This is a genomic window from Streptomyces sp. TAA040 (genome assembly GCF_000424845.1).
Genome location: NZ_AUKR01000005.1, coordinates 112178 through 134154 on the forward strand (window position 1 = coordinate 112178; position 21977 = coordinate 134154).

Sequence of the window (21977 nt, forward strand, 5' to 3'; positions counted from 1 at the left end):
GGTCACAGTCGTTTCACTCTCTTGATCCGGCCGGCACGGCCGCCGGCCGAGCGGCCCAGGAGGGCGCCGCGCCGGGAGCCGCCGAGTTTCGCACTGCCGCGGGCCCGTCCGCCGCGGCCGAGCAGTCGTCCGCTGCTGCCGGTGAGCAGGCCGTAGGCGCTCCCCGGTCGGCCGACGGCGCTGCCGGCCGGGGCCGACTCGGCGAGTGGGTCGTTCTCCGCGCGTCTGGCGAGTGCCATCAGCAGCGGAACGGTGAAAGGGGCGAGGAGCAGGTCGTACAGCGTCGCCGTCAGCAGGAGTCCGCCGAGTCCGACGTGCCGACCGGCGGAGTCCCCGACGAGCGCGCCGACCCCCGCGTACAGGAGGGTGGAGGAGAGCGCCGCCGCGGCGACGACGAGCATCGGGACGGTGGCGCTGCGCAGGCGTCCGCTCTCCGGCTTGGTGAGTCCTGCCGCGTAGCCGATGACGCAGAGCACCAGGGCGTATCTGCCGACCGCATGGTCGGCGGGCGGAGCGAGGTCGGCGAGCAGGCCGGCCCCGAAGCCGATCACGGCGCCGCCGGTGTGGCCGTACACCAGGGCCAGCGCGACAACGGTGAGCAGCAGCAGGTCGGGGGTGGCGCCGGGGAGCTGCAACCGGGCCAGGATGGTCACCTGGACGACGAGCGCGACGATGATCAGTGTGGTGGAGAGCAGTGTGCGGTTCACTCGCATGGGTCAGTCCCCCTGCTCGCGGGCCGTTCGGCCCTGTTCGTCCGCGGGGTCGGAGTCCGTCGGTTCGGGTTCCGTCGGTTCGGGGGCCGCGGGCAGTTCCTCGGCGTCGCCCTGCGCGGCGACCCCGGTGCCCTCGGCGCCCGGGGTCTCGGTGACCGTGACCGTCGGGGTGGGCTCCGCCTTGGGCGGGTCGGGCAGCACGGTGTCCCGGGGGTCCTCGCGAGGCGGCTGGACGACGACACCGACGATGTCCAGCGTGCTGAAGCCCACGTAGGGACGGACCCGCACGGTGCGGGTGAGGTCGCCGCTGCTGGGGCTGACCTGGATGATCTCGCCGACCGGGACGCCGGGGACGAAGGGGCGGTCGTTGCTGGAGCCGAAGGTGACGAGACGGTCACCCCGCTCGACCTTGGCCTTGGAGTTGAGCAGCTGCACGGTGAGCGCGCTGTCGCCCCGGCCGTTGGCGAAGCCGAGTTCGTTCGTCTTCTCCATCCGGGTGCCGACGGTGAAGTCCGGGTCGGTGGCGAGAAGGACGGTGGACGTGCCGGGGCCGACGGTGGTGACCCGGCCGACGAGTCCGTCGCCGTTGAGCACCGTCATGTCCCGGGTGATGCCGTCGCGTTCACCGATGTCGATGGTGATCGTCCAGGAGAAGCCCTGAGCAGGCCCGATGGCGACGACCTGTGCCCCCTTGACGCCGTACTGGCCCGTCGCGGCGGTGTCGAGCAGCTTGTCCAGCTGGGCCGAGCGGGATGAGGCCCGGGCGTCGGAGCCCAGGCGCTGCTTGAGCTCGGTGTTCTCCCGTTCGAGTGCGGCGATCCTGCTGTGCCGGTCACCGGAGTCGCGGACGGCCGCGATGGCGTTGCCCACCGGGTCGACGGCCCCGGCGACCGTCGTCTCGACCGGCCCGAAGACGGAGGCGGCTCCGCGCCGCGCGCTGTCGAGCGGTGACCGGTCACCGCCCCGCAGATCCATCGTGATCAGTGCGAAAGCGACGGCGACCAGCAGTACGAGCAGCAGCCGGCTTTCTCGTGTGTCCCTCACGTGCGACGGCCGTGCCTTCCCCTTGTCGGACCGGTTCTCTGATGCAGCCTGCGGTGGGCGGGGCGCGTGCCCTGCGAGTGGTGTCCCCCGCGGGTGCGCGCCCGGTCGTGCGATAGGTGCGTCTCGGCTGTCCAACGGACGAGCGGCGCCGATGATCCGCCACCGGGCCCGCCGTCATCCGTGCGGTGGACGGCGGCACGGCCGTACGGCGCTATCTGCGCGGCTGGGAGTCGAGGACCTGCTGGAGGGCCTCGAACTCCTCCACGCACTTGCCGGCTCCGAGCGCCACCGAGTCCAGCGGGTCCTCGGCGATGTGGATCGGCATGCCCGTCTCCCGGCGCAGCCGTTCGTCCAGGCCGCGGAGCAGTGCGCCGCCGCCGGTCAGGACGATGCCGCGGTCCATGACGTCCCCGGAGAGCTCCGGGGGACACTTGTCCAGGGTGGTCTTCACCGCATCCACGATGGAGTTGACGGGTTCCTCGATCGCCTTGCGCACCTCGGCGGCGGAGATGACGACCGTCTTGGGGAGTCCGCTCACCAGATCGCGGCCGCGGATCTCGGTGTGCTCGTCCTTGTCGAGATTGTAGGCCGATCCGATGGTGAGCTTGATGCTCTCGGCGGTGCGCTCGCCCAGCAGGAGGCTGTACTCCTTCTTGATGTGCTGGATGATCGCGTTGTCCAGTTCGTCGCCCGCAACCCTGATCGACTGCGCGGTGACGATGCCTCCCAGTGAGATCACCGCGACCTCGGTGGTGCCTCCGCCGATGTCGACGACCATGTTGCCGGTGGCCTCGTGCACCGGCAGGCCGGAGCCGATCGCGGCGGCCATCGGCTCCTCGATGATGTGCACCTGGCGTGCGCCGGCCTGCGTCGACGCCTCGATGACCGCGCGGCGTTCGACGCCGGTGATGCCCGAGGGGACGCAGATGACGACCCTCGGACGGGCGAGGTAGCGCCGCTTGTGAATCTTGAGGATGAAGTAGCGGAGCATGCGCTCGGTGATCTCGAAGTCGGCGATCACGCCGTCCTTCAGCGGGCGCACCGCGACGATGTTACCGGGGGTGCGGCCGATCATTTTCTTCGCCTCGGCACCGACCGCCAGGATTCCGCCGGTGTTGGTGTTGATGGCGACGACCGAGGGCTCGTTCAGGACGATCCCGCGACCCCTGACGTACACCAGCGTGTTGGCGGTCCCGAGGTCGACAGCCATGTCCCGGCCGATGAACGACATGTTGTTCGCCATGAGGATACGTCTGGCCTTCCAGCAGAAACGATGTGATGGGGAGGAGGGCAGGATGCGCAGTCGGGTCGCGGAAAAGGAGACGTCCCGAGGGAGTCTCCATCGTAGTCGTGTCCGTTCGAACGCGGAGAGAGGGTTCTTCTTCCCGCCATTGTCGGCACAACACATCGCGTCCCTGTCCATGGGGACGTCGTGTCCGGGTGATTCGTTCCCGCGGCTCGTCGCGGATATACCGCAGGGCGACCGATTCGACTCGGTCGCCCCAGGTCAAAGCGGTTCTATCGGTGAGGACCCGTCAGCCGAGGCCGGGAAAGAAAATCTTCATCTCCCGCTCCGCGGACTCCTCGGAGTCCGAGGCGTGGATCAGATTCTCCCGGACGATGGTGCCGAGATCCCCCCGGATGGAGCCGGGTGTCGCCTGAATGGGGTCGGTGGGCCCGGCGAGTGCGCGGACGCCCTCGATCACCCGCTCGCCCTCGACGACCAGCGCGACGGAGGGGCCGGAAGCCATGAACTCCATCAGCGGCTCGTAGAAGGGGCGCCCCTTGTGCTCGGCGTAGTGCTGCTCGAGCACGGACAGCTCCAGAGTCCGCAGTTCCAGCGCGGTGATGCTCCATCCGGCCTTGCTCTCGATCCGGCCGAGGATCTCGCCCACCAGGCCCCGACGCACCGCGTCGGGCTTGAGAAGGACGAGGGTGCGCTGGCTCATGTCGCGGCTCCTTGGTTCGGCGATGAGACGGTGGCGCGACCCGGCCGTTCGGCCCTACCGCACGGCGGCGGTACGGCGGGGGAGGCCGGCGCCGCGGGGTGTCGCTGGGCCAGAGGTTACAGGGAGCGTGCCGAGTCCCCGCATCCGCCTCCCGGTGGCCGGGAGGCGGCCGAGCGGGAACTCAGGCCGATTCGGCGGCGAACCGGGCACGGGCCTCGTCGATCTTCCGGCCGTAGTGGATCGAGGCCCACCACAGGGCGGCGAACAGCGCTCCGAGCACGAACATCACCGGCACCAGGAAACCGGCCGCCACCAGGGCGGCCTGCAGCGCCCAGCCCAGCTGGAGGCCGCCGGGGCGGCCGATCGCGCCGCACAGCAGCAGGCACAGCGCCATCGCGGTCCCGCTCGGCAGCCAGACCGTGCCCGTCGACAGCTCGGTGAGGCGCATGGCCACCAGCCCCGCGAACCCGATGACGAAGAACTCGCCGATCAGAGTGGAGGCGCAGAGGGTGCGCATCAGCGGTCCCTCCGCAGCAGCAGGCCGGCCTCGCCGACGGTGATTACCGAGCCGGTCACGAGGACCCCCGCACCCGCGTACTCGTCCTCCTCCTCGGCCAGCGTGATCGCCGCCTCGATCGCGTCGTCCAGCCGGGGCTCGACGACGACGCGGTCCTCACCGAAGACCTCCACCGCGAGCCCGGCGAGCGCGTCGATGTCCATCGCCCGGGCAGTGGAGTTACGCGTGACCACCACCTCGGCCAGGATCGGCTCCAGTGCCTCCAGCACCCCGCGCACGTCCTTGTCGCGGCTGGGGCCGACCACGCCGATGAGCCGGCTGAAGCCGAACGCCTCGGTGATCGCGGTCGCCACCGCCTGCGCGCCGGCCGGGTTGTGCGCGGCGTCCAGCAGCACCGAGGGGCTGCTGCGGACCAGTTCGAGGCGGCCCGGCGAGGTGACCGAGGCGAAGGCCGTGCGGATCGCGTCGATGTCCAGGGCGCGGTCGTGTGCGGAGCCGACTCCGAAGAACGCCTCCACGGCCGCGAGGGCCACCGCCGCGTTGTGGGCCATGTGCTCGCCGTGCAGCGGGAGGAAGAGGTCCGGGTACTCGCCACCGAGTCCGCGCAGGGTCACCAGTTGCCCGCCGACGGCGACCTCCCGGCTCACCACGCCGAACTCCAGGCCGGCCCTGGCGACGGTGGCGTCCACCTCCACCGCCTTGCGCAGCACCACGGAGGCGGCGGCGAGCGGCTGCTGGGCCATCACCACGGTGGCGTCCCGCTTGACGACGCCGGACTTCTCGGTGGCGATCTCCTCGGGCGTGCCGCCGAGCCGGTCGGTGTGGTCCAGCGCGATCGGGGTGAGGACGGAGACGCCGGCGTCGATCACGTTGGTGGCGTCCCAACTGCCGCCCATGCCGACCTCGACCACGGCCACCTCGACCGGGGCGTCGGCGAAGGCGGAGTAGGCCATCGCGGTGAGCACCTCGAAGAAGGACAGCCGGTGCTCCTGTTTCGCCTCGACCAGTTCGACGAACGGCTTGAGGTCCCGGTAGGTCTCGATGAAGCCCTCGGCCGTGAGCGGCGCGCCGTCGATGCCGATCCGCTCGGTGATCGACTGGACGTGCGGGCTGCTGTAGCGGCCGGTGCGCAGGTCGAAGGCGCCGAGCAGGGCCTCGATCATCCGGGCCGTGCTCGTCTTGCCGTTGGTCCCGGTGATGTGGATGGACTGGTACGTGCGCTGCGGCTCACCCAGTGCGTCCATCAGTGCGTTCATCCGTACAAGCGAGGGCTCCAGCCGGGTCTCCGGCCAGCGTTCCAGCAGCTCCTTCTCGACTTCGCGCAGCGCGCGGTCCACCTCCGGGTCGACCGGACGCGTCGGCAGGGCCTCGCCCTGCGGCGGACCGGCCTGCGTGCGCAGCGTGCGGCTGCCGGCCTCGATCACCGCCAGTTCGGGGTCGCGGGTCGTCTCCTCCCCGACGATCTCGTCGAAGGGGTCGGGCGCGTCGAGGGCGTCGGGGCCCTCGAAGGGGTCGGAATCCTGGGGGCCGGGGGTGCTGGGGGTGTCGCTCACAGCGCCAGTCTACGAAAGCTCCGGCCGCGTCCGGCGGCGCCTTCGCCGCCGGGGACCGCGGCGGGACCTGTCACCCGGGGCCGGACGGCGGGGAGCGGCGGGCGCCCCGAGTGGCTCGGGGCCGGGCGGGGTCGGTCCGTGGGTGCACCGGTGCCCGGCGCCCGGCGTGCGCAGGTCGACGAGGTAGTCGGCGACCGCCTTGTCGACGCAGGTCCGACGCGTGGCGCAGGCCGTGCGCGACGCCACCGGAGCGAGATCAGCGACCCGGTCGCCGCCGCCCCGGCAACGTCCCCGGAGCGGACCGGCTGGCCCCCCGCAGGCACGCGCCCCCTTCGCGCCGGCCCCGCAAACGGTGCGGCGCCGTCCCTGACCGGAGCCGTGCGCAGCGCCCCGCCCCGCCCCGCCCCGCCCCGCCCCGCCCCGCCCCGAGGGAATCGGGCCGACCACGGCGTGTCACACTCGTCGCATGCGCGTCTACCTCGGTTCCGACCACGCTGGCTACGAACTCAAGAACCACCTGGTGGAGTGGCTCAGGGAGCACGGTCACGAGCCCGTCGACTGCGGCCCCCTCGTCCACGACCCGGCGGACGACTACCCGCCGTTCTGCCTGCGGGCGGCGGAGCAGGCATCCACCGACCCGGAGAGCCTGGGCATCGTGATCGGCGGCTCGGGCAACGGCGAGCAGATCGCCGCCAACAAGGTCAGGGGCGTCCGGGCGGTGCTGGCCTGGAGCGAGGAGACCGCCGAACTCGGCCGCGAGCACAACAACGCCAACGTGATGAGCCTCGGGGCGCGGATGCACACCCCCGAAGAGGCGGCCCGCTTCGCCGAGGTGTTCCTGGGCACCGGGTTCACCGGCGAGGAGCGGCACCAGCGCCGCATCGACATGATCTCGGTGTACGAGGCGTCCGGCAAGCTGCCGGACATCCCGTCCCACCACCCGCAGCAGGACTGACCGACCGGCAGGACCTTCGCGCGGCGGGCGGTGCGCCCGCCCGCCGCCGGAGCCGCCGGGCGGGATCCGCAGGAGCCGCCATGCCCGAGGGGCACACGATCCACCGGCTGGCCGCCGACTTCCGCGAGCGTTTCGGCGGACGCCCGGTACGTGCCTCCAGCCCGCAGGGGAAGTTCAGCGACGGTGCGGCCCTGCTGGACGGCCGGGTGCTGCACACCGCCGACGCCGTGGGCAAGCACCTCTTCCTCGGTTTCGCGGGCCTCCCCGGCCCGTCGGGCCACCAGGAGGCGCCCGGCGCCTCCGACCCGCCGGACGTCGCGGACTGGGTCCACGTGCATCTCGGCCTGTTCGGGAAGCTCTCCTTCGGCCGTGCCGACGCCGCGACGGTGCCGCCCGCCGGGGACACCGTCCGGCTCCGTCTGGTCCACGGCGGGGACTGGGCCGACCTGCGCGGCCCGACGGCCTGCGCGCTGATCACCGGTGCCGACAAGCAGGTCGTCGCCGACCGGCTCGGTCCGGACCCGCTGCGCGCCGACGCCCGCCCCGAACGGGCATGGGCCCGGATCTCCCACAGCAGGACGACGGTCGGCGCGCTGCTGATGGACCAGAAGGTCGTCGCCGGGATCGGCAACGTCTACCGGGCCGAGGTGCTCTTCCGCCACGGCATCGACCCCTACCGGGCGGGGCGGGACCTGGCGCCCGACCAGTGGCGGGCGCTGTGGACGGACCTGGCCGCCCTGATGCGTGAGGGGGTCCGGCACAACCGGATCGACACCGTCCGCCCCGAGCACACCCCGGAGGCGATGGGGCGCCCGCCCCGCCGGGACGACCACGGCGGCGAGGTCTACGTGTACCGCCGGGCCGGGCAGCCGTGCCTGGTCTGCGGCGCACCCGTCCGCACCGCGGAGCTCACCGGCCGCAATCTCTTCTGGTGCCCCGGCTGCCAGATCCGCTGAACGCCCGCTGCGGCTGCTCCCACTCCGGCGCCGCCCGGACGGAAACCGGGCGGCGGGCTGGTCAGAAGCCGTGCGGCAGCCAGGGGGCGGTGTCGGTGGCGAAGGCCCGCGAGACCCGTGCCAGTGCGCCGGGCCGCAGTTCCCGCACCAGGCCGGCAACGCCCATGGCCCCCAGCGAGGCGTCGCCCAGGTAGGCGGCGCCCAGCTCCCGCACCGTCAGTTCCAGCTCTGCCGGGTCGGTCGTGCGGGTGCACACCGCGCCGGAGTCGTCCCCCGAGAGCCGCCAGCGGCCGGCGTTCCAGGGGCAGAACCCGTCCCCCACCTCCAGCACCGTGTCCAGCGGTCCGGCGTACGCACGGGCGGCCAGCGCAGCGCCGACGTCCACCGGACGGAGGTGCAGGCTGTCCTGCACCCTGATGCGGCAGCGGCGCAGGTCGGACACCTGGAACCGCCAGGTGTCGTCCAGCGGCCGGTCACCCGCCTCGATCGTCGAGGTCAGGTCGACTCCGAACAGGAAGCGCCACAGGGCGCCGCGGCTGCCCGGGTCCACCGCCTCCAGGTCGTGCAACCGCACCACGCCTCTGGGCCCGGCCTCATCCCAGTCGGGCTTCACCGCGTACCGGGCGTAGCCGACCAGCTCCCCGTCCCGCTCGGCGAGCACACACCGGAGTGCCGAAGCGCCCTCCCGCTCGCCGGGCGGGTCGGCCACCTGGACCGCGGCCCAGCCCGGGCGGCGCTCCAGCATGCCAGGCCGCGTCGGCACCCGGCCGGCGTAGAGCGCCTCACAGGCCGCCAGCGCCTTCACCGGGTCCTCCGACCGCAGTCGCACCCCGTCCGCCGACTCCGGGACGTCCAGCACCACCCGGTCGGTGTCGAGGGCCGCCGCCGTCTTCCGGGTCGCTACCCCGTAGCCGAACCGGCCGTAGATCGCCGGTTCGGTGGCGGTCAGCACCGCCAGGGGCTCGCCCGCGGCACGCACGTCGTCGAGCTGACGGCGCATCATCGACGTCAGCACTCCCCGGCGGCGGTGCGTCGCCGCCACACTCACCATGGTCAGCCCGCCGGTGGGTACCAAGGAGCCGCCCGGCACGGTCATCCGGAACGAGAAGGTGCCCGCGGTCCCGACGATCGCTTCGCCCTCGGACGCCAGCAGGGAGCGCTCTATCTCCGCGACGCTGCGCCAGCGGCCCGCCGCCTCCGGGCCCAGCGCGCCGCCGAAGGCGGTCGCCAGACACGAGAACCAAGCGTCCCACTCATCCGGTTGCAGTACCCGCAGCTCTGTCGTCATACGTCATGACTACCAGGGCCGCGCAGACGGTACGACTGGATTTCGAACGCGGTTCGCCGCTGAGCAGACCGGGAATCGACGCGGCTTTTCCCACCCGGGTAAGGTCCCTGACCATGGCAGGTCGCAAGGTCGGGGGACCTCAGGCGGCCCGGTTGCGACGCGCCAACAAGGCGCTGCACCGGGCCCGCACCAACGTGCGCCGCAGCGCGGTCGACTACTTCCGCGGGCACGGCCCGGACTGGCTCGCCTTCACCGTGCTGCTGCTGAGCGTGCCGGCCCTCACCTGGGCCACCATCGCCCAGCCGCTGTGGTGCGCTCCGGAGGCGCTGGTGCTGCCGATCGTGGCGGGCGGGCTGCTGCTCCGCCCGGCCAGCCTGCTGACCGTCTACGCCGCCGCCGCGGGCGCGCTCGTCGTCGAGTCCCTCGTCCTCGGCCCCTACTCGGACGGCGCGGGGCGAGTGACGCCCGGAACCATCCTGGTCGTCTCGGCCGTCGGTCTGGCCGGTCTCATGATCGCCCAGTTCCGGATGCGGGTGGGCGTGCCCTGGACGGGCGGCGGCACGATGCTCTTCGACCTGCGGGAACGGCTGCGGGTGCAGAGCCAGTTGCCCTCGCTCCCGCGGGGCTGGCACCGCGAGATGTCGCTGCGGCCCGCAGGCGGCCAGTCGTTCTCCGGCGACTTCGTGGTGGCCGCCCGCACCGGTCGCGACCGGCGGACCCTGGAGGTGGTGCTCACGGACGTCTCCGGCAAGGGGATGGACGCCGCCTCCCGGGCCCTGCTGCTGTCCGGGGCGTTCGGCGGCCTCCTGGGATCGCTGCCGCCACACGCCTTCCTGCCCGCCGCCAACGCGTACCTCCTGAGGCAGGACTGGGACGAGGGCTTCGCGACCTCCGTGCACCTGGTCCTGGACCTGGACACCGGTGACTACGAGCTGCTCTCGGCCGGCCATGTGCCCGGCCTCCAGCTCAACGCCGGTACCGGGCGCTGGGAGGAGAAGACGGCCGAGGGGCCGCTGCTCGGCGTCTACGGCGGTGCCGAGTTCCACCCGGCCAAGGGGCGGCTCGGCTCGGGGGACGTGCTGATGCTCTTCACCGACGGGCTGGTGGAGACATCCGAGCGCGACATCGGCGAGGGCATCGACCGGCTCACCGGCGCCGCGGAGAGCTACGTGGCCACCGGTTTCCGCGGGGCGTCCTGGCACCTGATCGAGAAGGTGGCTCGCGACGTGAACGACGACCGGGCCCTGCTGCTGATCTGCCGCGACTGAGCCGGCACTCCCGGGCCGGGAGGCCGCGGCGCCCCGGGGCGGGGGCGCCACCGGTGCGTCGCGGCCCAGCGGCTCAGCGGACTGCGCCCACCCGTTTGCGGGCCTGGTCCACGGGGTCGGGAACGAAGGCCCACTCCATCCGCGGCTCCACCGCGAACCGGAACGCCCGCTGCACCAGCGCGGTGCACAGCAGCGTCATCATCACCGCAGCCATGACCGTCACCATCACCCTTCCGAGGGGCGAGTCCACCCAGGCGACGTCGTACCAGTCGAACTCCCGGGCCATCTTGATGGGGTAGACGTGGAGCAGGTAGCCGCAGATGGTGCCGGCGCCGAGCGAGGTGAACCAGGTATGCCCACGCGGCACCCACGCGTAGAAGCAGGCGGTGAGCACCAGGGCGCAGCCGAAGAGCGCCAGGGTCATGACGACCCCGATCCACCACGGCACACCCAGGTCCTGCGCGGCGTTCGTCCGCAGGAACCACTCCTTGTTCATCCGGGGCACGGCCCAGTAGGAGAACGCGAGGGCGGTCAGCACCACGGGGACGGCCGCCGCGCGGACGGCGCGGCGGCGCATCCGGAAGTGCTCCGGGCGGAGTTGGAGGCCGATCACGAAGAAGGGCAGGAACTGCAGGACCCGCTGGAGGTTGAGGTCGCCGCCGATGGAGGGTGAGGTGGCCGCTGCCGCCGCGACGGCCAGCGAGATCGGGACCGGCCAGCGCAGCGCCTTCCAGATCGGCGCGGTGAGCCGCCAGATGAAGAGCGCCACCAGGAACCACAGGGCGTACCCGGGGTTGAGCAGCGAGAGCGACCGCTCGGGGTTGTCGGCCCAGCGCATGAAGAACGTGTAGACGGTCTCGAAGACCAGATACGGCACCACCACGCCGGTCAGCAACCGCTTGAGCTGCGCCGGGCGGCCGTCGAAGGACCGGGAGAGGTAGCCGGAGATGATGATGAAGGCCGGCATGTGGAACGTGTACAGCGTGAAGTACAGCGCCTCCGCCGCGCGGCTGTCGCTGCCCAGCGGGGCCCAGGCGTGGCCGATCCCGACGAGCACGATCGTCAGGTACTTGGCGTTGTCGAAGAAGGGGTCCCGCTGCTTGCCCCCGCTGCTCTGCCCTTCCTCACGCTTCCCGGACGCCGGCGGTCTGGCCTCCGGCGCATGCTCGGCCTTCTTCGCCTCGGACGACCCGTACCGGGTCGGGGCCAGTGGGGCGCGCTCATATCCAGCGGGGAACATCTGCCGCACGATAGCGCCGGAGAGAGTCAGACGTAAAACCGTGCCGGTGGGTTGCCTGTCGCTGTCAAGTCGTTATGTGCCGGACCCATGAAGCGCTCGTGAAGGGCCGCGGGAAGAGGCCACCCGAAGACGACGGCACTGTCGACAAAGGGACTTCCCCCGCCCCCCTGCGGACCGGCCCGCGTACCGGGGCCCCGTTCGGGGAATGCCGAGCACCGGGAGCGGCAACGGAAAGGGGTGTTCGGCACGCTCGCTCCCCCGGGCGGTGCACGGCACCGCCCGGACGGGGTGCGTGCAACGCGGGGGCGTCGTCCGTCCCGCGCCCCGGACGAGCGGCACCGACCGCTGTGCAGCGGGACCGCGTCATGTTCCACGATGTGTCACTCGGCTGCTCACTCCACCCGGTTGGTGGCACGATGGTGTGCGCAGGGGCGTATGCGCTGCGACAACTCCCCTGGCCGGTGGTGAGTTTCCGACCGAAGGTGTGATCAGTTGTGGCCATTTCCCTGTCAGTGGTGCTCTTGCTCGCGATCATCCTGGTGGTGATGATCCGCGGCGGTTCGATCAAGGCGGGGCCCGCCATCGTCGCCGCGCTGTTCGGGTTCTTCCTGGCCTCGACGGGCATAGCGCCGTCGATCGAGCGGTTCTTCAACTCGCTCGCGGAATCGATCAACCAGATCAACTTCTGACCGGCCCGCCTCGTACGGCCGCCCGCCGCGCTCCGGCCGGCAGCGCCGGAGCACAGATGGGTGCCGACGCGGCGCTGACACGGACAAGGGGGAGCGTGCGAGAGGGGGATACGGGCGAGGGCCGGACCGCGAGGTCTCTCGCGGTCCGGCCCTCGCCCGTATGGAGCGGGCGACGGGAATCGAACCCGCGTAGCCAGTTTGGAAGACTGGGGCTCTACCATTGAGCTACGCCCGCACGCACACGCCGGACCGAGGTCTCCCACCCGTCGGCGGCGTTCCGATCATAACCGGTCCGGCCGCCCGAGGGCTTCTCCGCCTCGGTCCTGCACACATGGGATCGTACGCCATGTACTCTACGTGTCGCACCGACGGGGTGTGGCGCAGCTTGGTAGCGCGTCCGCTTTGGGAGCGGAAGGTCGTCGGTTCGAATCCGGCCACCCCGACCACGTACTATGAATGACGCGCGTGCCTGTTTCGTGTCCGCACACCCGAGTCGCATACGGGGCGCCCTACCACCTCTGCAATCCCCAAGAAGTCAGCCCCAAGGAGACCGACCGTGAAGAGCGCCGTGGAGAACCTGAACCCCACCAGGGTTCGGCTCACTGTCGAGGTGCCCTTCGAGGAGCTCAAGACCAGCCTCGACGCGGCGTACAAGAAGATCAACCAGCAGGTCACGGTGCCTGGCTTCCGCAAGGGCAAGATCCCTGCGCGAGTGATCGACCAAAGGTTCGGCCGTGGTGCCGTGCTGGAGGAGGCGGTCAACGACGCCTTGCCGAAGCTCTACCAGAGCGCCGTCGAAGAGGGTGATCTCAACCCGCTGGGCCAGCCCGAGGTGGACATCACCGAGCTCAAGGACAACGAGGTGCTGACGTTCACCGCCGAGGTGGACGTCCGGCCCGAGTTGGAGCTCCCCGACCACTCCGGCATCGAGGTGACCGTCGACACGGTCGAGGTCACCGAGGAGGACATCGACGAGTCCGTCGAGCAGCTCCGCGAGCGCTTCGCCTCGAACAGTGTCGTCGAGCGCGCCGCCGCCGAGGGCGACGTCGTCAAGGTCGACCTGGAGGCCAAGGTCGACGGTGAGGTCCTGGAGGACGGTGTCGCCGAGGGTATCGACTACACCATCGGCTCCGGCGAGCTGCTCGAGGGCATCGACACCGCCGTCACCGGCCTCTCGGCCGGCGAGTCGGCGACGTTCACCTCCGCGCTGAAGGGCGGTTCCGCCGCGGGCCGCGAGGCGGAGGTCAAGGTCACCGTCAACAGTGTCTCGGCGCGTGAACTGCCGGAGCTGGACGACGACTTCGCTCAGCTCGCCAGTGAGTTCGACACCATCGCGGAGGTCCGCGAGGACAGCCGCACCCGGCTCGCCCGGATGAAGAAGTACGACCAGGCGACACAGGCCCAGGAGAAGGTCCTCGAAGAGCTGATCCAGCTCACCGAGGTGCCGATCCCGGAGAAGCTGCTCGAGGACGAGATCAACACCCGGAAGCACAACCTGGTGAACCACCAGTTGGGCCAGATGGGTATGGACCTCGCGACCTACCTCCAGATGCAGGACAAGTCGGAGGAGGACTTCGACGCCGAGCTCAAGGAGCAGGCGGAGAAGGGCATTCGCACCCAGTTCATCCTGGACGCGCTGGTCGCCTCGGAGAAGCTGAACGTCAGCCAGGAGGAGCTCACCGAGCACCTCATGCGCCGCGCGCAGTCGTCCAACATGAGCCCGGACCAGTTCGCCCAGGCCGTCGTCGAGGGTGGCCAGGTGCCGATGCTGGTCGGCGAGGTCGCCCGCGGCAAGGCCCTGGCCCTGGTCGTCGAGGGTGCCACCGTCAAGGACGGCAACGGCGAGGTCGTCGACCTCGACGACGAGGACGAGGACGACACGGAGGACGGCGCCGGCGCGGAGGCCGTTCCGGCGGACGTCGCTCCGGACGAGTCGTCCGCGAAGGACGACTCGGAGAAGTCCGCGGGCTGACGAGGGACGCAGCGCCGGGCCGTCCGCGGCCCGGCGACGGGGCCGGACGGCCCGATCCGTCCGAGGACTCCGCGATCGGGCCCGCGCACGCGAGAGCGTGTGCGGGCCCGATCGCGTTCAGCCGAACGCGAAGCGTGCGACCTGCTGGAACACCCCCTGCGCTCACAGCGAACAGTTCTCGGAGCGGGATGGCCCGGCAGGACCCGCGCGTTAGGGTCCAAGTACACGAAGACGCTAGTGACGGCATCGGAGCCCATCGAGCTCGTCGAGTTGACCGAGCCGCGAGGTTCCAGCCGTCCGGATATGAGCAGGTGGACACGTGACGCTTCCGATGCCTTCCGCCGCCGGAGAGCCCAACATTGGTGGTGGCTACGGCGACCAGGTCTACAACCGGCTGCTCAACGAGCGGATCATCTTCCTCGGCCAGCCGGTGGACGACGACATCGCCAACCAGATCACCGCACAACTGCTGCTCCTGGCCGCTGACCCGGACAAGGACATCAACCTCTACATCAACTCCCCCGGTGGTTCGATCACTGCGGGCATGGCGATCTACGACACCATGCAGTTCATCAAGAACGACGTGGTCACCATCGCGATGGGCCTCGCGGCGTCGATGGGCCAGTTCCTGCTCAGCGCGGGCACTCCGGGCAAGCGGTTCGCGCTGCCCAACGCGGAGATCCTGATCCACCAGCCCTCCGCCGGCCTGGCCGGCTCGGCCTCGGACATCAAGATCCACGCGGAGCAACTGCTGCGCACCAAGAAAAAGATGTCGGAGCTCTCCGCTCTGCACACCGGCCAGACGGTCGAGCAGTGGACACGGGACGCCGACCGGGACCGCTGGTTCAGCGCCCAGGAGGCCAAGGACTACGGCCTGCTCGACGCGGTCATCTCCAACGCCTCCGACATCCCCGGCGGCGGCGGCACGGGCGCCTGAGCCCGGGCCGTGCAGCTCCGCAAGCCCGTAGCCAGCTCCTCACCAGGACGGTGAAAACCTCCATGAACCACTTCCCCGGCGCCGGCCTCTACGAGCGCCCCGAATACCGTTCCGCCGCGACGCAGGCCGAGGCACGCTACGTCGTCCCGCGCTTCGTCGAGCGAACCTCGCAGGGCGTGCGCGAGTACGACCCGTACGCGAAGCTCTTCGAGGAGCGGGTGATCTTCCTCGGTGTGCAGGTGGACGACGCCTCCGCGAACGACGTCATGGCGCAGCTCCTGTGCCTGGAGTCGATGGACCCGGACCGGGACATCTCGATCTACATCAACTCCCCCGGTGGCTCCTTCACCGCACTGACGGCGATCTACGACACGATCCAGTTCGTGAAACCGGACATCCAGACGGTCTGCATGGGCCAGGCAGCGTCCGCCGCCGCGGTGCTGCTCGCCGCCGGGTCGCCGGGCAAGCGGATGGCACTGCCGAACGCGCGGATCATGATCCACCAGCCGTACAGCGAGACCGGTCGCGGCCAGGTGTCCGACCTGGAGATCGCCGCCAACGAGATCCAGCGGATGCGGCTGCAGATGGAGGAGATGCTCGCGAAGCACTCCACCAAGAAGATCGAGCAGATCCGCGAGGACATCGAGCGCGACAAGATCCTCAATGCCGAGGAGGCCCTCACGTACGGGCTGATCGACCAGATCGTCGCCACCCGCAAGACATCCGTCGGCGTCTGACCCCGGGCCGTGCCGGGGGCGGAGACGACCTCCCCGGCCGGCGCGGGACCCCCCCCTTTGACCGAGTCGGTCAAAGGGGGGCCCACACCGGGGGCCCGGCAAGGTACCTTCGGAAAGCAAGGACCAGGCACCGTCGCCAGCCGGCGGTGCGCAGGCGAAGGGGAAGCACCTCGTGGCACGCATCGGTGATGGCGGCGACCTGCTCAAGTGCTCGTTCTGCGGCAAGAGCCAGAAGCAGGTGAAGAAGCTCATCGCGGGTCCGGGCGTCTATATCTGCGATGAGTGCATTGATCTCTGCAACGAGATCATTGAGGAGGAGCTCGCCGAGACCTCTGAGATGCGGTGGGACGAACTGCCCAAGCCGCGGGAGATCTCCGAGTTCCTCGAGGGCTACGTCGTCGGGCAGGAGGCCGCTAAGAAGGCCCTGTCGGTGGCTGTGTACAACCACTACAAGCGGGTCCAGGCGGGTGAGAACGGCGGCGCGCAGGGCAAGGACGACGGCATCGAACTGGCGAAGTCCAACATCCTGCTGCTCGGCCCGACCGGGTCGGGCAAGACGCTGCTCGCCCAGACACTCGCCAGGATGCTCAACGTCCCGTTCGCCATCGCCGACGCCACCGCGCTGACGGAGGCCGGCTATGTCGGTGAGGATGTCGAGAACATCCTGCTCAAGCTGATCCAGGCGGCGGACTACGACGTCAAGAAGGCCGAGACCGGGATCATCTACATCGACGAGATCGACAAGGTCGCCCGGAAGAGCGAGAACCCGTCGATCACCCGGGACGTCTCCGGCGAGGGCGTCCAGCAGGCGCTGCTGAAGATCCTGGAGGGCACCACCGCCTCGGTCCCGCCGCAGGGTGGCCGGAAGCACCCCCACCAGGAGTTCATCCAGATCGACACCACCAACGTGCTGTTCATCGTGGGCGGTGCGTTCTCCGGGCTGGAGAAGATCATCGAGTCCCGGGCCGGGGCCAAGGGGATCGGCTTCGGCGCCACGATCCGCTCGAAGCGGGAGATCGAGGAATCGAACCAGTTCGAGGAGATCATGCCGGAGGACCTGGTGAAGTTCGGGATGATCCCCGAGTTCATCGGCCGCCTCCCGGTGATCACCTCGGTGCACAACCTTGATCGCGAGGCCCTGCTGAAGATCCTCGTCGAGCCGCGCAACGCCCTCATCAAGCAGTACCAGCGCCTCTTCGAACTCGACGGTGTGGAGCTTGAGTTCGACAGGACTGCACTGGAGGCGATCGCCGACCAGGCGATCCTGAGAGGCACGGGCGCACGGGGTCTGCGGGCCATCCTGGAGGAGGTCCTGATGTCGGTGATGTACGAGGTGCCGTCCCGCAAGGACGTCGCCCGGGTCGTCATCACCGAGGACGTCGTTCACTCGAACGTGAACCCGACCCTCGTGCCCCGCACCCGGGGCAACGAGCAGGGACCGCACGAGAAGAGCGCCTGAGGGCGCGTCCGCCGCATACGCATGGGGCCCGGGAAGCAGGTGCTTCCCGGGCCCCATGCGTATGCGGCGGACGCCCGGCGGTCCCGCCGGCGCCGACCGGTCACTCGACCTTGACCCGGGTCTCCTTGCGGAAGTCGGCCGTGGTGCGGGCACCGTCCTCGATCGAGGCGTTGCCCACCATCCGGCTGGCGACGACCAGTCCGACCGTGCTGTGATCGCCCCAGACACACATCGGCGCCTCCTGCGGCTGCTTGGTGACCTCGTTGGGCGCCTGGAACATCTGGCACTTCATCACGGCCCCCTCCAGACCCTCGGGGGTGACCGTCTCGGGCTCGCCGACGAGTTCGGTGTCGCTCTCGGTGTCCTCCTCGGCCTGGGCCTTCACGAAGACGAAGTAGTCGTCCACCGCCTTCTCCGGGTCGGTCACCTCGCCCCAGGTACCGGCGTAGATCGCGAGCCGCCCGGTGGCGAGTGCCGAGGGGTCGGTGTCCGGGTCGCTCAGGTCCACGTCGCTGTACGTCGAACGGACCGTCTCGGCGCCCTCGATGCCGAGCGCGTCGATACCCTTCTGGAAGTCGTCGCTCGCGGCTCCGGTCGCGTCGTCCGCCTCGCCCATCCGCTTGTAGTCGCCGGCGACCGTATCGGGTGCCGTGAGCCGGTGCGGCCCGTCGTCGGCGAGGTCGCCGTCGCTGCCGCCGTTGAACACGAGGTAGCCGCCGACGACCACCCCGACGACCACCAGGACGCCGAGCGCGATGCCGAGTGTCCTCCCCTTGCCGCCGCCCGTCGGCGGGCCCGGCTGCGCCCCGCCGTGCGGCAGCTGCTGCCCGGGGCCGCCGTACGGGCCGGGGCCGCCGTACGGGCCGGGCGCTCCGTAGGAGGGCTGCCCGGGAGCGGCGCCGTACGGTCCCGGCTGCGCACCGTAGGGACCGGGCTGCTGGGGCGGCGAGCCGTAGGGGCCCGGCGGGGGCTGCTGCGGATAACCGTAGCCGGGCTGCCCGGGCGCCCCTCCCTGACCGGCCGGACCGTACCCCGGCTGCGAGGACCCGCCCTGCGGGCCGGGCTGCTGGGGCCGGCGGTCGTACGGGTCCGGCGGCGGCTGGTGCTGACTCAAGGCGCTCCCCTCCGTGGGCATGCATCCGGCATGCGCTGAAACGTTCTGCACATCCTCCCGGAAGGGGCGGCGGATGATTGCGTCGGGCACGAAACCGATTCGAGACTGCTACACGGGCGCCTCTACACTGCTAGGCGTGACCGAGAACTCTCAAGCGCGCCCGACCCCGACCGGGGCGGAGCCGCCGATCAGCGCCCCCGCAGACCTGCCGACCCAGTACGCTCCGGCTGAGGTGGAGGGGGAGCTGTACGAGCGCTGGGTGGAGCGCGGTTACTTCACGGCGGACGCCGGGAGCGGGAAGCCGCCGTACGCCGTCGTGATCCCGCCGCCGAACGTCACCGGCAGCCTGCACCTGGGGCACGCCTTCGAGCACACCCTGATCGACTCCCTCACCCGACGCAAGCGGATGCAGGGCTTCGAGACGCTGTGGCAACCCGGCATGGACCACGCCGGCATCGCCACCCAGAACGTGGTGGAACGGGAGTTGGCCAAGGAGGGCAAGTCCCGGCACGACCTGGGCCGGGAGGCGTTCACCGAGCGGGTCTGGCAGTGGAAGGGCGAGTCCGGCGGGCAGATCTCCGGGCAGATGCGGCGGCTGGGCGACGGGGTCGACTGGTCCCGCGAGCGCTTCACCATGGACGACGGTCTGTCCGAGTCCGTTCAGACGATCTTCAAGCGGCTCTACGACGACGAGTTGATCTACCGCGCGGAGCGGATCATCAACTGGTGTCCGCGCTGCCTGACGGCCATCTCCGACATCGAGGTCGAGTACGCCGATCAGGACGGCGAATTGGTCTCCATCCGGTACGGCGAGGGCGAGGACTCCGTCGTGGTCGCCACCACCCGGGCCGAGACGATGCTCGGGGACACCGCGGTCGCCGTGCACCCGGAGGACGCGCGCTACGCCCATCTGATCGGCCGGGAGATCAGGCTGCCGCTGACCGACCGCTCGATCCCGGTGGTGGCCGACAGGCACGTCGATCCCGAGTTCGGCACCGGCGTCGTCAAGGTGACACCGGCGCACGACCCGAACGACTTCGAGATCGGCCGCCGGCACGGGCTGCCGAACCTCACGGTGATGGACGAGCACGCCGTCATCACCGTGCACGGCCCCTTCCAGGGACTCGACCGGCTGGAGGCGCGCTCGGCGGTCGTCGCGGCGCTGCGCGCCGAGGGCCGGATCGTCGCGGAGAAGCGTCCGTACGCGCACTCGGTCGGGCACTGCTCGCGCTGCAAGACCACCATCGAACCGCGGCTGTCGCTCCAGTGGTGGGTCAGGGTCGGCCCACTGGCCCGGGCGGCGGGGGACGCCGTCCGCGACGGGCGGGTCGCGATCCACCCCCGGGAGATGGAGTCCCGCTACTTCGGCTGGGTCGACAATTTGCACGACTGGTGCATCTCGCGGCAGTTGTGGTGGGGGCACCGGATCCCGGTCTGGTACGGCCCTGCGGGCGAGGTGGTGTGCGTCGGACCGGGCGAGGAGCCGCCGTCCGGCGAGGGCTGGCGCCAGGACACGGACGTCCTGGACACCTGGTTCTCGTCCGGGCTGTGGCCGTTCTCCACCATGGGCTGGCCGGATCGCACGGACAGTCTGGAGAAGTTCTATCCGAACGCGGTACTCGTCACCGGGTACGACATCCTCTTCTTCTGGGTCGCCCGGATGATGATGTTCGGGCTGTACGCGATGGACGGCACTCCGCCGTTCCACACCATCGCGCTGCACGGCATGGTGCGCGACCAGTTCGGCAAGAAGATGTCGAAGTCCTTCGGGAACGCGGTCAATCCGCTGGACTGGATGGACCGCTACGGTTCCGACGCGCTGCGCTTCACGCTGGCCAGGGGCGCCAACCCCGGTGTGGACGTGCCGATCGGTGAGGACTGGGTCCAGGCGTCGCGGAACTTCGCCAACAAGATCTGGAACGCGACGCGGTTCGCCCTGATGAACGGCGCCACCGTCGAGGGCCCGCTGCCGGAACCGGACGAGCTCTCCGCGGCCGACCGGTGGATCCTGTCCCGGCTGAACACCGTCGTCGCCGAGACCGACGCCTTCTACGACGACTACCAGTTCGCCAAACTCTCCGACGGGCTCTACCACTTCGCCTGGGACGAGGTCTTCGACTGGTACGTCGAGCTGTCCAAGACCACTTTCCTCGCCGGTGGCCGGCCCGCGGAGGTCTCCCGCCGGGTGCTGGGCGAGGTGCTGGACGTGATGCTGCGGCTGCTGCACCCGGTGGTCCCGTTCGTCACCGAGACGCTGTGGACCTCGCTGACCGGCGGCGAGTCCGTGGTGGTCGCGGACTGGCCGCAGGACTCCGGCTTCCGCGACCCGGCCGCCGAGCAGGAGGTTGCCCTGCTCCAGCAGGTCGTGACCGAGGTCCGCCGCTTCCGTGCCGACCAGGGCCTCCAGCCCGGCCAGCGGGTTCCCTCCCGCATCGGCTGGGGCTCCTCCCCGCTGGCCGGCCACGAGCAGGCGATGCGCACGCTGCTGCGCCTCCAGCCCGCGGCCGAGGAGTTCCGGGCGACGGCGTCGCTGCCGGTGGCGGGTGCGGTCGTCGAACTGGACCTGTCCGGTGCGATCGACTTCGCCGCCGAGCGCAAGCGGCTGTCCAAGGACCTGGCGGCGGCGGAGAAGGAGCTGAAGCAGACCACGGCGAAACTCGGCAACGAGGGATTCCTGGCCAAGGCGCCGGACGAGGTGGTGGCGAAGATCCGCGACCGGCGGACGACGGCCGAGGGGGACATCGAGCGGATCCGGGTCCAGTTGGAGAAACTTCCGCAGGGGTGAGTCCCGGCGGCGGCCGTACGACGGGCGAGGGCCGGTGAGCACACCTCGGTGCTCACCGGCCCTCGCCCGTCCGCGCACCGGCCCTCGCCCGTCCGCGCACCGGCCGCCGCCCGTCCGCGCGCCCGGTTCAGCCGCGGCGGCCGACGAGACGCCAGGCCGCGGGCAGTGCGCCCATCGCCAGGGCCGCCTTCAGCGCGTCACCGATCAGGAAGGGCACCAGCCCGCCGGCCACGGCCTGCCCGGCCGTCATCCCGGTGGCCAGGGCCAGGTAGGGCACCCCGACGACGTAGATGATCACCGTGCCGACGGCCATCGTGCCCGCGGTGCGGAGCGCCCCGCGGTCACCGCCGTGCCGGGCGAGGGCACCGACCGCGACGGCGGCCAGCAGCATGCCGAGCAGGTAGCCGAACGAGGGCATCCCGGCGCCGTGCTGCATGTCGGCGAACCACGGCACCCCGGCGACACCGGCCGCCGTGTAGAGGCCGAGGGCGAGGAGGGCGCGGCGGGCGCCGAACCCGGCGCCCAGTAGCAGGGCGGCGAAGGTCTGCCCGGTGACCGGAACCGGCGAGCCGGGCACCGGCACGGCCAACTGCGCTGCGGCACCGGTGAAGGCGGCACCGCCGAGCACCAGCGCCACCTCGCGGGCCCGGACGCGCGCAGCGGTGGAGGCGGGCAGCACGTCGGCCAGGACGGCGCCCGGTCGGATGCTTGCGGCGGCAGTGCTCATCGGAAACTCCGTGTCATCAGCGTTCGGGGGACTGCTCGACGCTATCCGAACGGCGGGCGCACGCGGCGGTGACG

19 protein-coding genes and 2 tRNA genes are annotated in these 21977 nt (G+C 70.8%); 10 read left to right on the forward strand and 11 right to left on the reverse strand.

Annotated elements, in window-relative coordinates; genetic code table 11:
- Positions 1–2 precede the first annotated feature (2 nt).
- From mreD to folC, 6 genes are all read right to left on the reverse strand, one after another.
- Entirely contained in the window at positions 3–713 is a 711-nt protein-coding gene (gene mreD, locus H300_RS0104440) for a rod shape-determining protein MreD (protein ID WP_028426474.1), read from the reverse strand.
- A gap of 3 nt (positions 714–716) precedes the next feature.
- Positions 717–1757: a rod shape-determining protein MreC gene (mreC, locus tag H300_RS0104445; RefSeq protein WP_028426475.1), complete on the reverse strand. Its 1041-nt coding sequence runs from the start codon at positions 1755–1757 to the stop codon at positions 717–719.
- Between the two features lie 211 nt (positions 1758–1968).
- A complete protein-coding gene (locus tag H300_RS0104450) occupies positions 1969–2988 on the reverse strand; it encodes a rod shape-determining protein (RefSeq protein WP_028426476.1) in 1020 nt (339 codons plus the stop codon).
- A gap of 304 nt (positions 2989–3292) precedes the next feature.
- The gene (ndk, locus tag H300_RS0104455; protein ID WP_028426477.1) at positions 3293–3706 is read right to left on the reverse strand and encodes a nucleoside-diphosphate kinase; all 414 of its coding nucleotides are present in this window, start codon (positions 3704–3706) and stop codon (positions 3293–3295) included.
- A 181-nt stretch (positions 3707–3887) separates the two neighbouring features.
- A complete protein-coding gene (locus H300_RS0104460) occupies positions 3888–4223 on the reverse strand; it encodes a DUF4233 domain-containing protein (protein WP_028426478.1) in 336 nt (111 codons plus the stop codon).
- Positions 4223–5776 (reverse strand): bifunctional tetrahydrofolate synthase/dihydrofolate synthase, encoded by a 1554-nt coding sequence (gene folC, locus H300_RS0104465; RefSeq protein WP_028426479.1) that lies wholly within the window; start codon positions 5774–5776, stop codon positions 4223–4225. The genes H300_RS0104460 and folC overlap by 1 nt, the downstream gene beginning before the upstream one ends.
- A gap of 466 nt (positions 5777–6242) precedes the next feature.
- Between folC and H300_RS0104470 the strand changes: the two genes are divergently transcribed.
- Positions 6243–6731 carry a ribose-5-phosphate isomerase gene (locus H300_RS0104470; protein ID WP_028426480.1) on the forward strand — a complete coding sequence of 163 codons (489 nt, stop codon included), beginning with the start codon at positions 6243–6245 and terminating at the stop codon, positions 6729–6731.
- Between the two features lie 80 nt (positions 6732–6811).
- Positions 6812–7687, forward strand: coding sequence for a DNA-formamidopyrimidine glycosylase family protein (locus H300_RS0104475; RefSeq protein ID WP_028426481.1), 876 nt, complete (start codon positions 6812–6814; stop codon positions 7685–7687).
- 61 nt (positions 7688–7748) lie between these two features.
- Here H300_RS0104475 and H300_RS0104480 read toward each other — a convergent pair whose 3' ends face one another.
- Positions 7749–8975 (reverse strand): GNAT family N-acetyltransferase, encoded by a 1227-nt coding sequence (locus H300_RS0104480; protein WP_028426482.1) that lies wholly within the window; start codon positions 8973–8975, stop codon positions 7749–7751.
- Between the two features lie 113 nt (positions 8976–9088).
- On the opposite strand from H300_RS0104480, the gene H300_RS0104485 reads away from it, so the two are divergent.
- Positions 9089–10243 (forward strand): PP2C family protein-serine/threonine phosphatase, encoded by a 1155-nt coding sequence (locus H300_RS0104485; protein WP_028426483.1) that lies wholly within the window; start codon positions 9089–9091, stop codon positions 10241–10243.
- Between the two features lie 73 nt (positions 10244–10316).
- Here H300_RS0104485 and H300_RS24915 read toward each other — a convergent pair whose 3' ends face one another.
- On the reverse strand, positions 10317–11483 hold the full coding sequence (locus tag H300_RS24915) for an acyltransferase family protein (RefSeq protein WP_051269458.1): 1167 nt from the start codon (positions 11481–11483) through the stop codon (positions 10317–10319).
- A 494-nt stretch (positions 11484–11977) separates the two neighbouring features.
- On the opposite strand from H300_RS24915, the gene H300_RS0104495 reads away from it, so the two are divergent.
- Positions 11978–12172 carry a hypothetical protein gene (locus H300_RS0104495; protein ID WP_028426484.1) on the forward strand — a complete coding sequence of 65 codons (195 nt, stop codon included), beginning with the start codon at positions 11978–11980 and terminating at the stop codon, positions 12170–12172.
- Positions 12173–12333: 161 nt separating this feature from the next.
- Here H300_RS0104495 and H300_RS0104500 read toward each other — a convergent pair.
- Positions 12334–12407: transfer RNA gene (locus tag H300_RS0104500), tRNA-Gly, on the reverse strand.
- Positions 12408–12541: 134 nt separating this feature from the next.
- Here H300_RS0104500 and H300_RS0104505 point away from each other — a divergent pair.
- The 5 genes from H300_RS0104505 (at position 12542) to clpX (ending at position 17277) form a co-directional block, all read left to right on the forward strand.
- Positions 12542–12618 (forward strand) — tRNA-Pro (locus H300_RS0104505).
- 110 nt (positions 12619–12728) lie between these two features.
- On the forward strand, positions 12729–14144 hold the full coding sequence (tig, locus tag H300_RS0104510; RefSeq protein WP_028426485.1) for a trigger factor: 1416 nt from the start codon (positions 12729–12731) through the stop codon (positions 14142–14144).
- Positions 14145–14475: 331 nt separating this feature from the next.
- Positions 14476–15081, forward strand: a complete 606-nt coding sequence (locus H300_RS0104515) for an ATP-dependent Clp protease proteolytic subunit (protein ID WP_106966698.1) — start codon at positions 14476–14478, stop codon at positions 15079–15081.
- A gap of 62 nt (positions 15082–15143) precedes the next feature.
- Entirely contained in the window at positions 15144–15818 is a 675-nt protein-coding gene (locus tag H300_RS0104520; RefSeq protein ID WP_028426487.1) for an ATP-dependent Clp protease proteolytic subunit, read from the forward strand.
- 172 nt (positions 15819–15990) lie between these two features.
- Entirely contained in the window at positions 15991–17277 is a 1287-nt protein-coding gene (clpX, locus tag H300_RS0104525; RefSeq protein WP_028426488.1) for an ATP-dependent Clp protease ATP-binding subunit ClpX, read from the forward strand.
- Between the two features lie 100 nt (positions 17278–17377).
- Here clpX and H300_RS31390 read toward each other — a convergent pair whose 3' ends face one another.
- Positions 17378–18391, reverse strand: a complete 1014-nt coding sequence (locus tag H300_RS31390; protein WP_028426489.1) for a hypothetical protein — start codon at positions 18389–18391, stop codon at positions 17378–17380.
- Between the two features lie 136 nt (positions 18392–18527).
- On the opposite strand from H300_RS31390, the gene H300_RS0104535 reads away from it, so the two are divergent.
- Positions 18528–21176 carry a valine--tRNA ligase gene (locus H300_RS0104535; RefSeq protein WP_028426490.1) on the forward strand — a complete coding sequence of 883 codons (2649 nt, stop codon included), beginning with the start codon at positions 18528–18530 and terminating at the stop codon, positions 21174–21176.
- A 127-nt stretch (positions 21177–21303) separates the two neighbouring features.
- Here H300_RS0104535 and H300_RS0104540 read toward each other — a convergent pair whose 3' ends face one another.
- A complete protein-coding gene (locus H300_RS0104540) occupies positions 21304–21903 on the reverse strand; it encodes a biotin transporter BioY (protein ID WP_028426491.1) in 600 nt (199 codons plus the stop codon).
- Positions 21904–21977 lie beyond the last annotated feature (74 nt).

Bases quoted from the DNA above. Each gene is read 5' to 3' on its own strand.
- H300_RS0104485 (WP_028426483.1), top strand. From the start codon at position 9,089: ATGGCAGGTCGCAAGGTCGGGGGACCTCAGGCGGCCCGGTTGCGACGC.
- mreD (WP_028426474.1), bottom strand. From the start codon at position 713: ATGCGAGTGAACCGCACACTGCTCTCCACCACACTGATCATCGTCGCG.
- H300_RS0104470 (WP_028426480.1), top strand. From the start codon at position 6,243: ATGCGCGTCTACCTCGGTTCCGACCACGCTGGCTACGAACTCAAGAAC.
- H300_RS0104450 (WP_028426476.1), bottom strand. From the start codon at position 2,988: ATGTCGTTCATCGGCCGGGACATGGCTGTCGACCTCGGGACCGCCAAC.
- H300_RS0104480 (WP_028426482.1), bottom strand. From the start codon at position 8,975: ATGACGACAGAGCTGCGGGTACTGCAACCGGATGAGTGGGACGCTTGG.
- H300_RS0104515 (WP_106966698.1), top strand. From the start codon at position 14,476: ATGCCTTCCGCCGCCGGAGAGCCCAACATTGGTGGTGGCTACGGCGAC.
- H300_RS24915 (WP_051269458.1), bottom strand. From the start codon at position 11,483: ATGTTCCCCGCTGGATATGAGCGCGCCCCACTGGCCCCGACCCGGTAC.
- H300_RS0104460 (WP_028426478.1), bottom strand. From the start codon at position 4,223: ATGCGCACCCTCTGCGCCTCCACTCTGATCGGCGAGTTCTTCGTCATC.
- ndk (WP_028426477.1), bottom strand. From the start codon at position 3,706: ATGAGCCAGCGCACCCTCGTCCTTCTCAAGCCCGACGCGGTGCGTCGG.
- H300_RS0104540 (WP_028426491.1), bottom strand. From the start codon at position 21,903: ATGAGCACTGCCGCCGCAAGCATCCGACCGGGCGCCGTCCTGGCCGAC.
- H300_RS0104475 (WP_028426481.1), top strand. From the start codon at position 6,812: ATGCCCGAGGGGCACACGATCCACCGGCTGGCCGCCGACTTCCGCGAG.
- H300_RS0104520 (WP_028426487.1), top strand. From the start codon at position 15,144: ATGAACCACTTCCCCGGCGCCGGCCTCTACGAGCGCCCCGAATACCGT.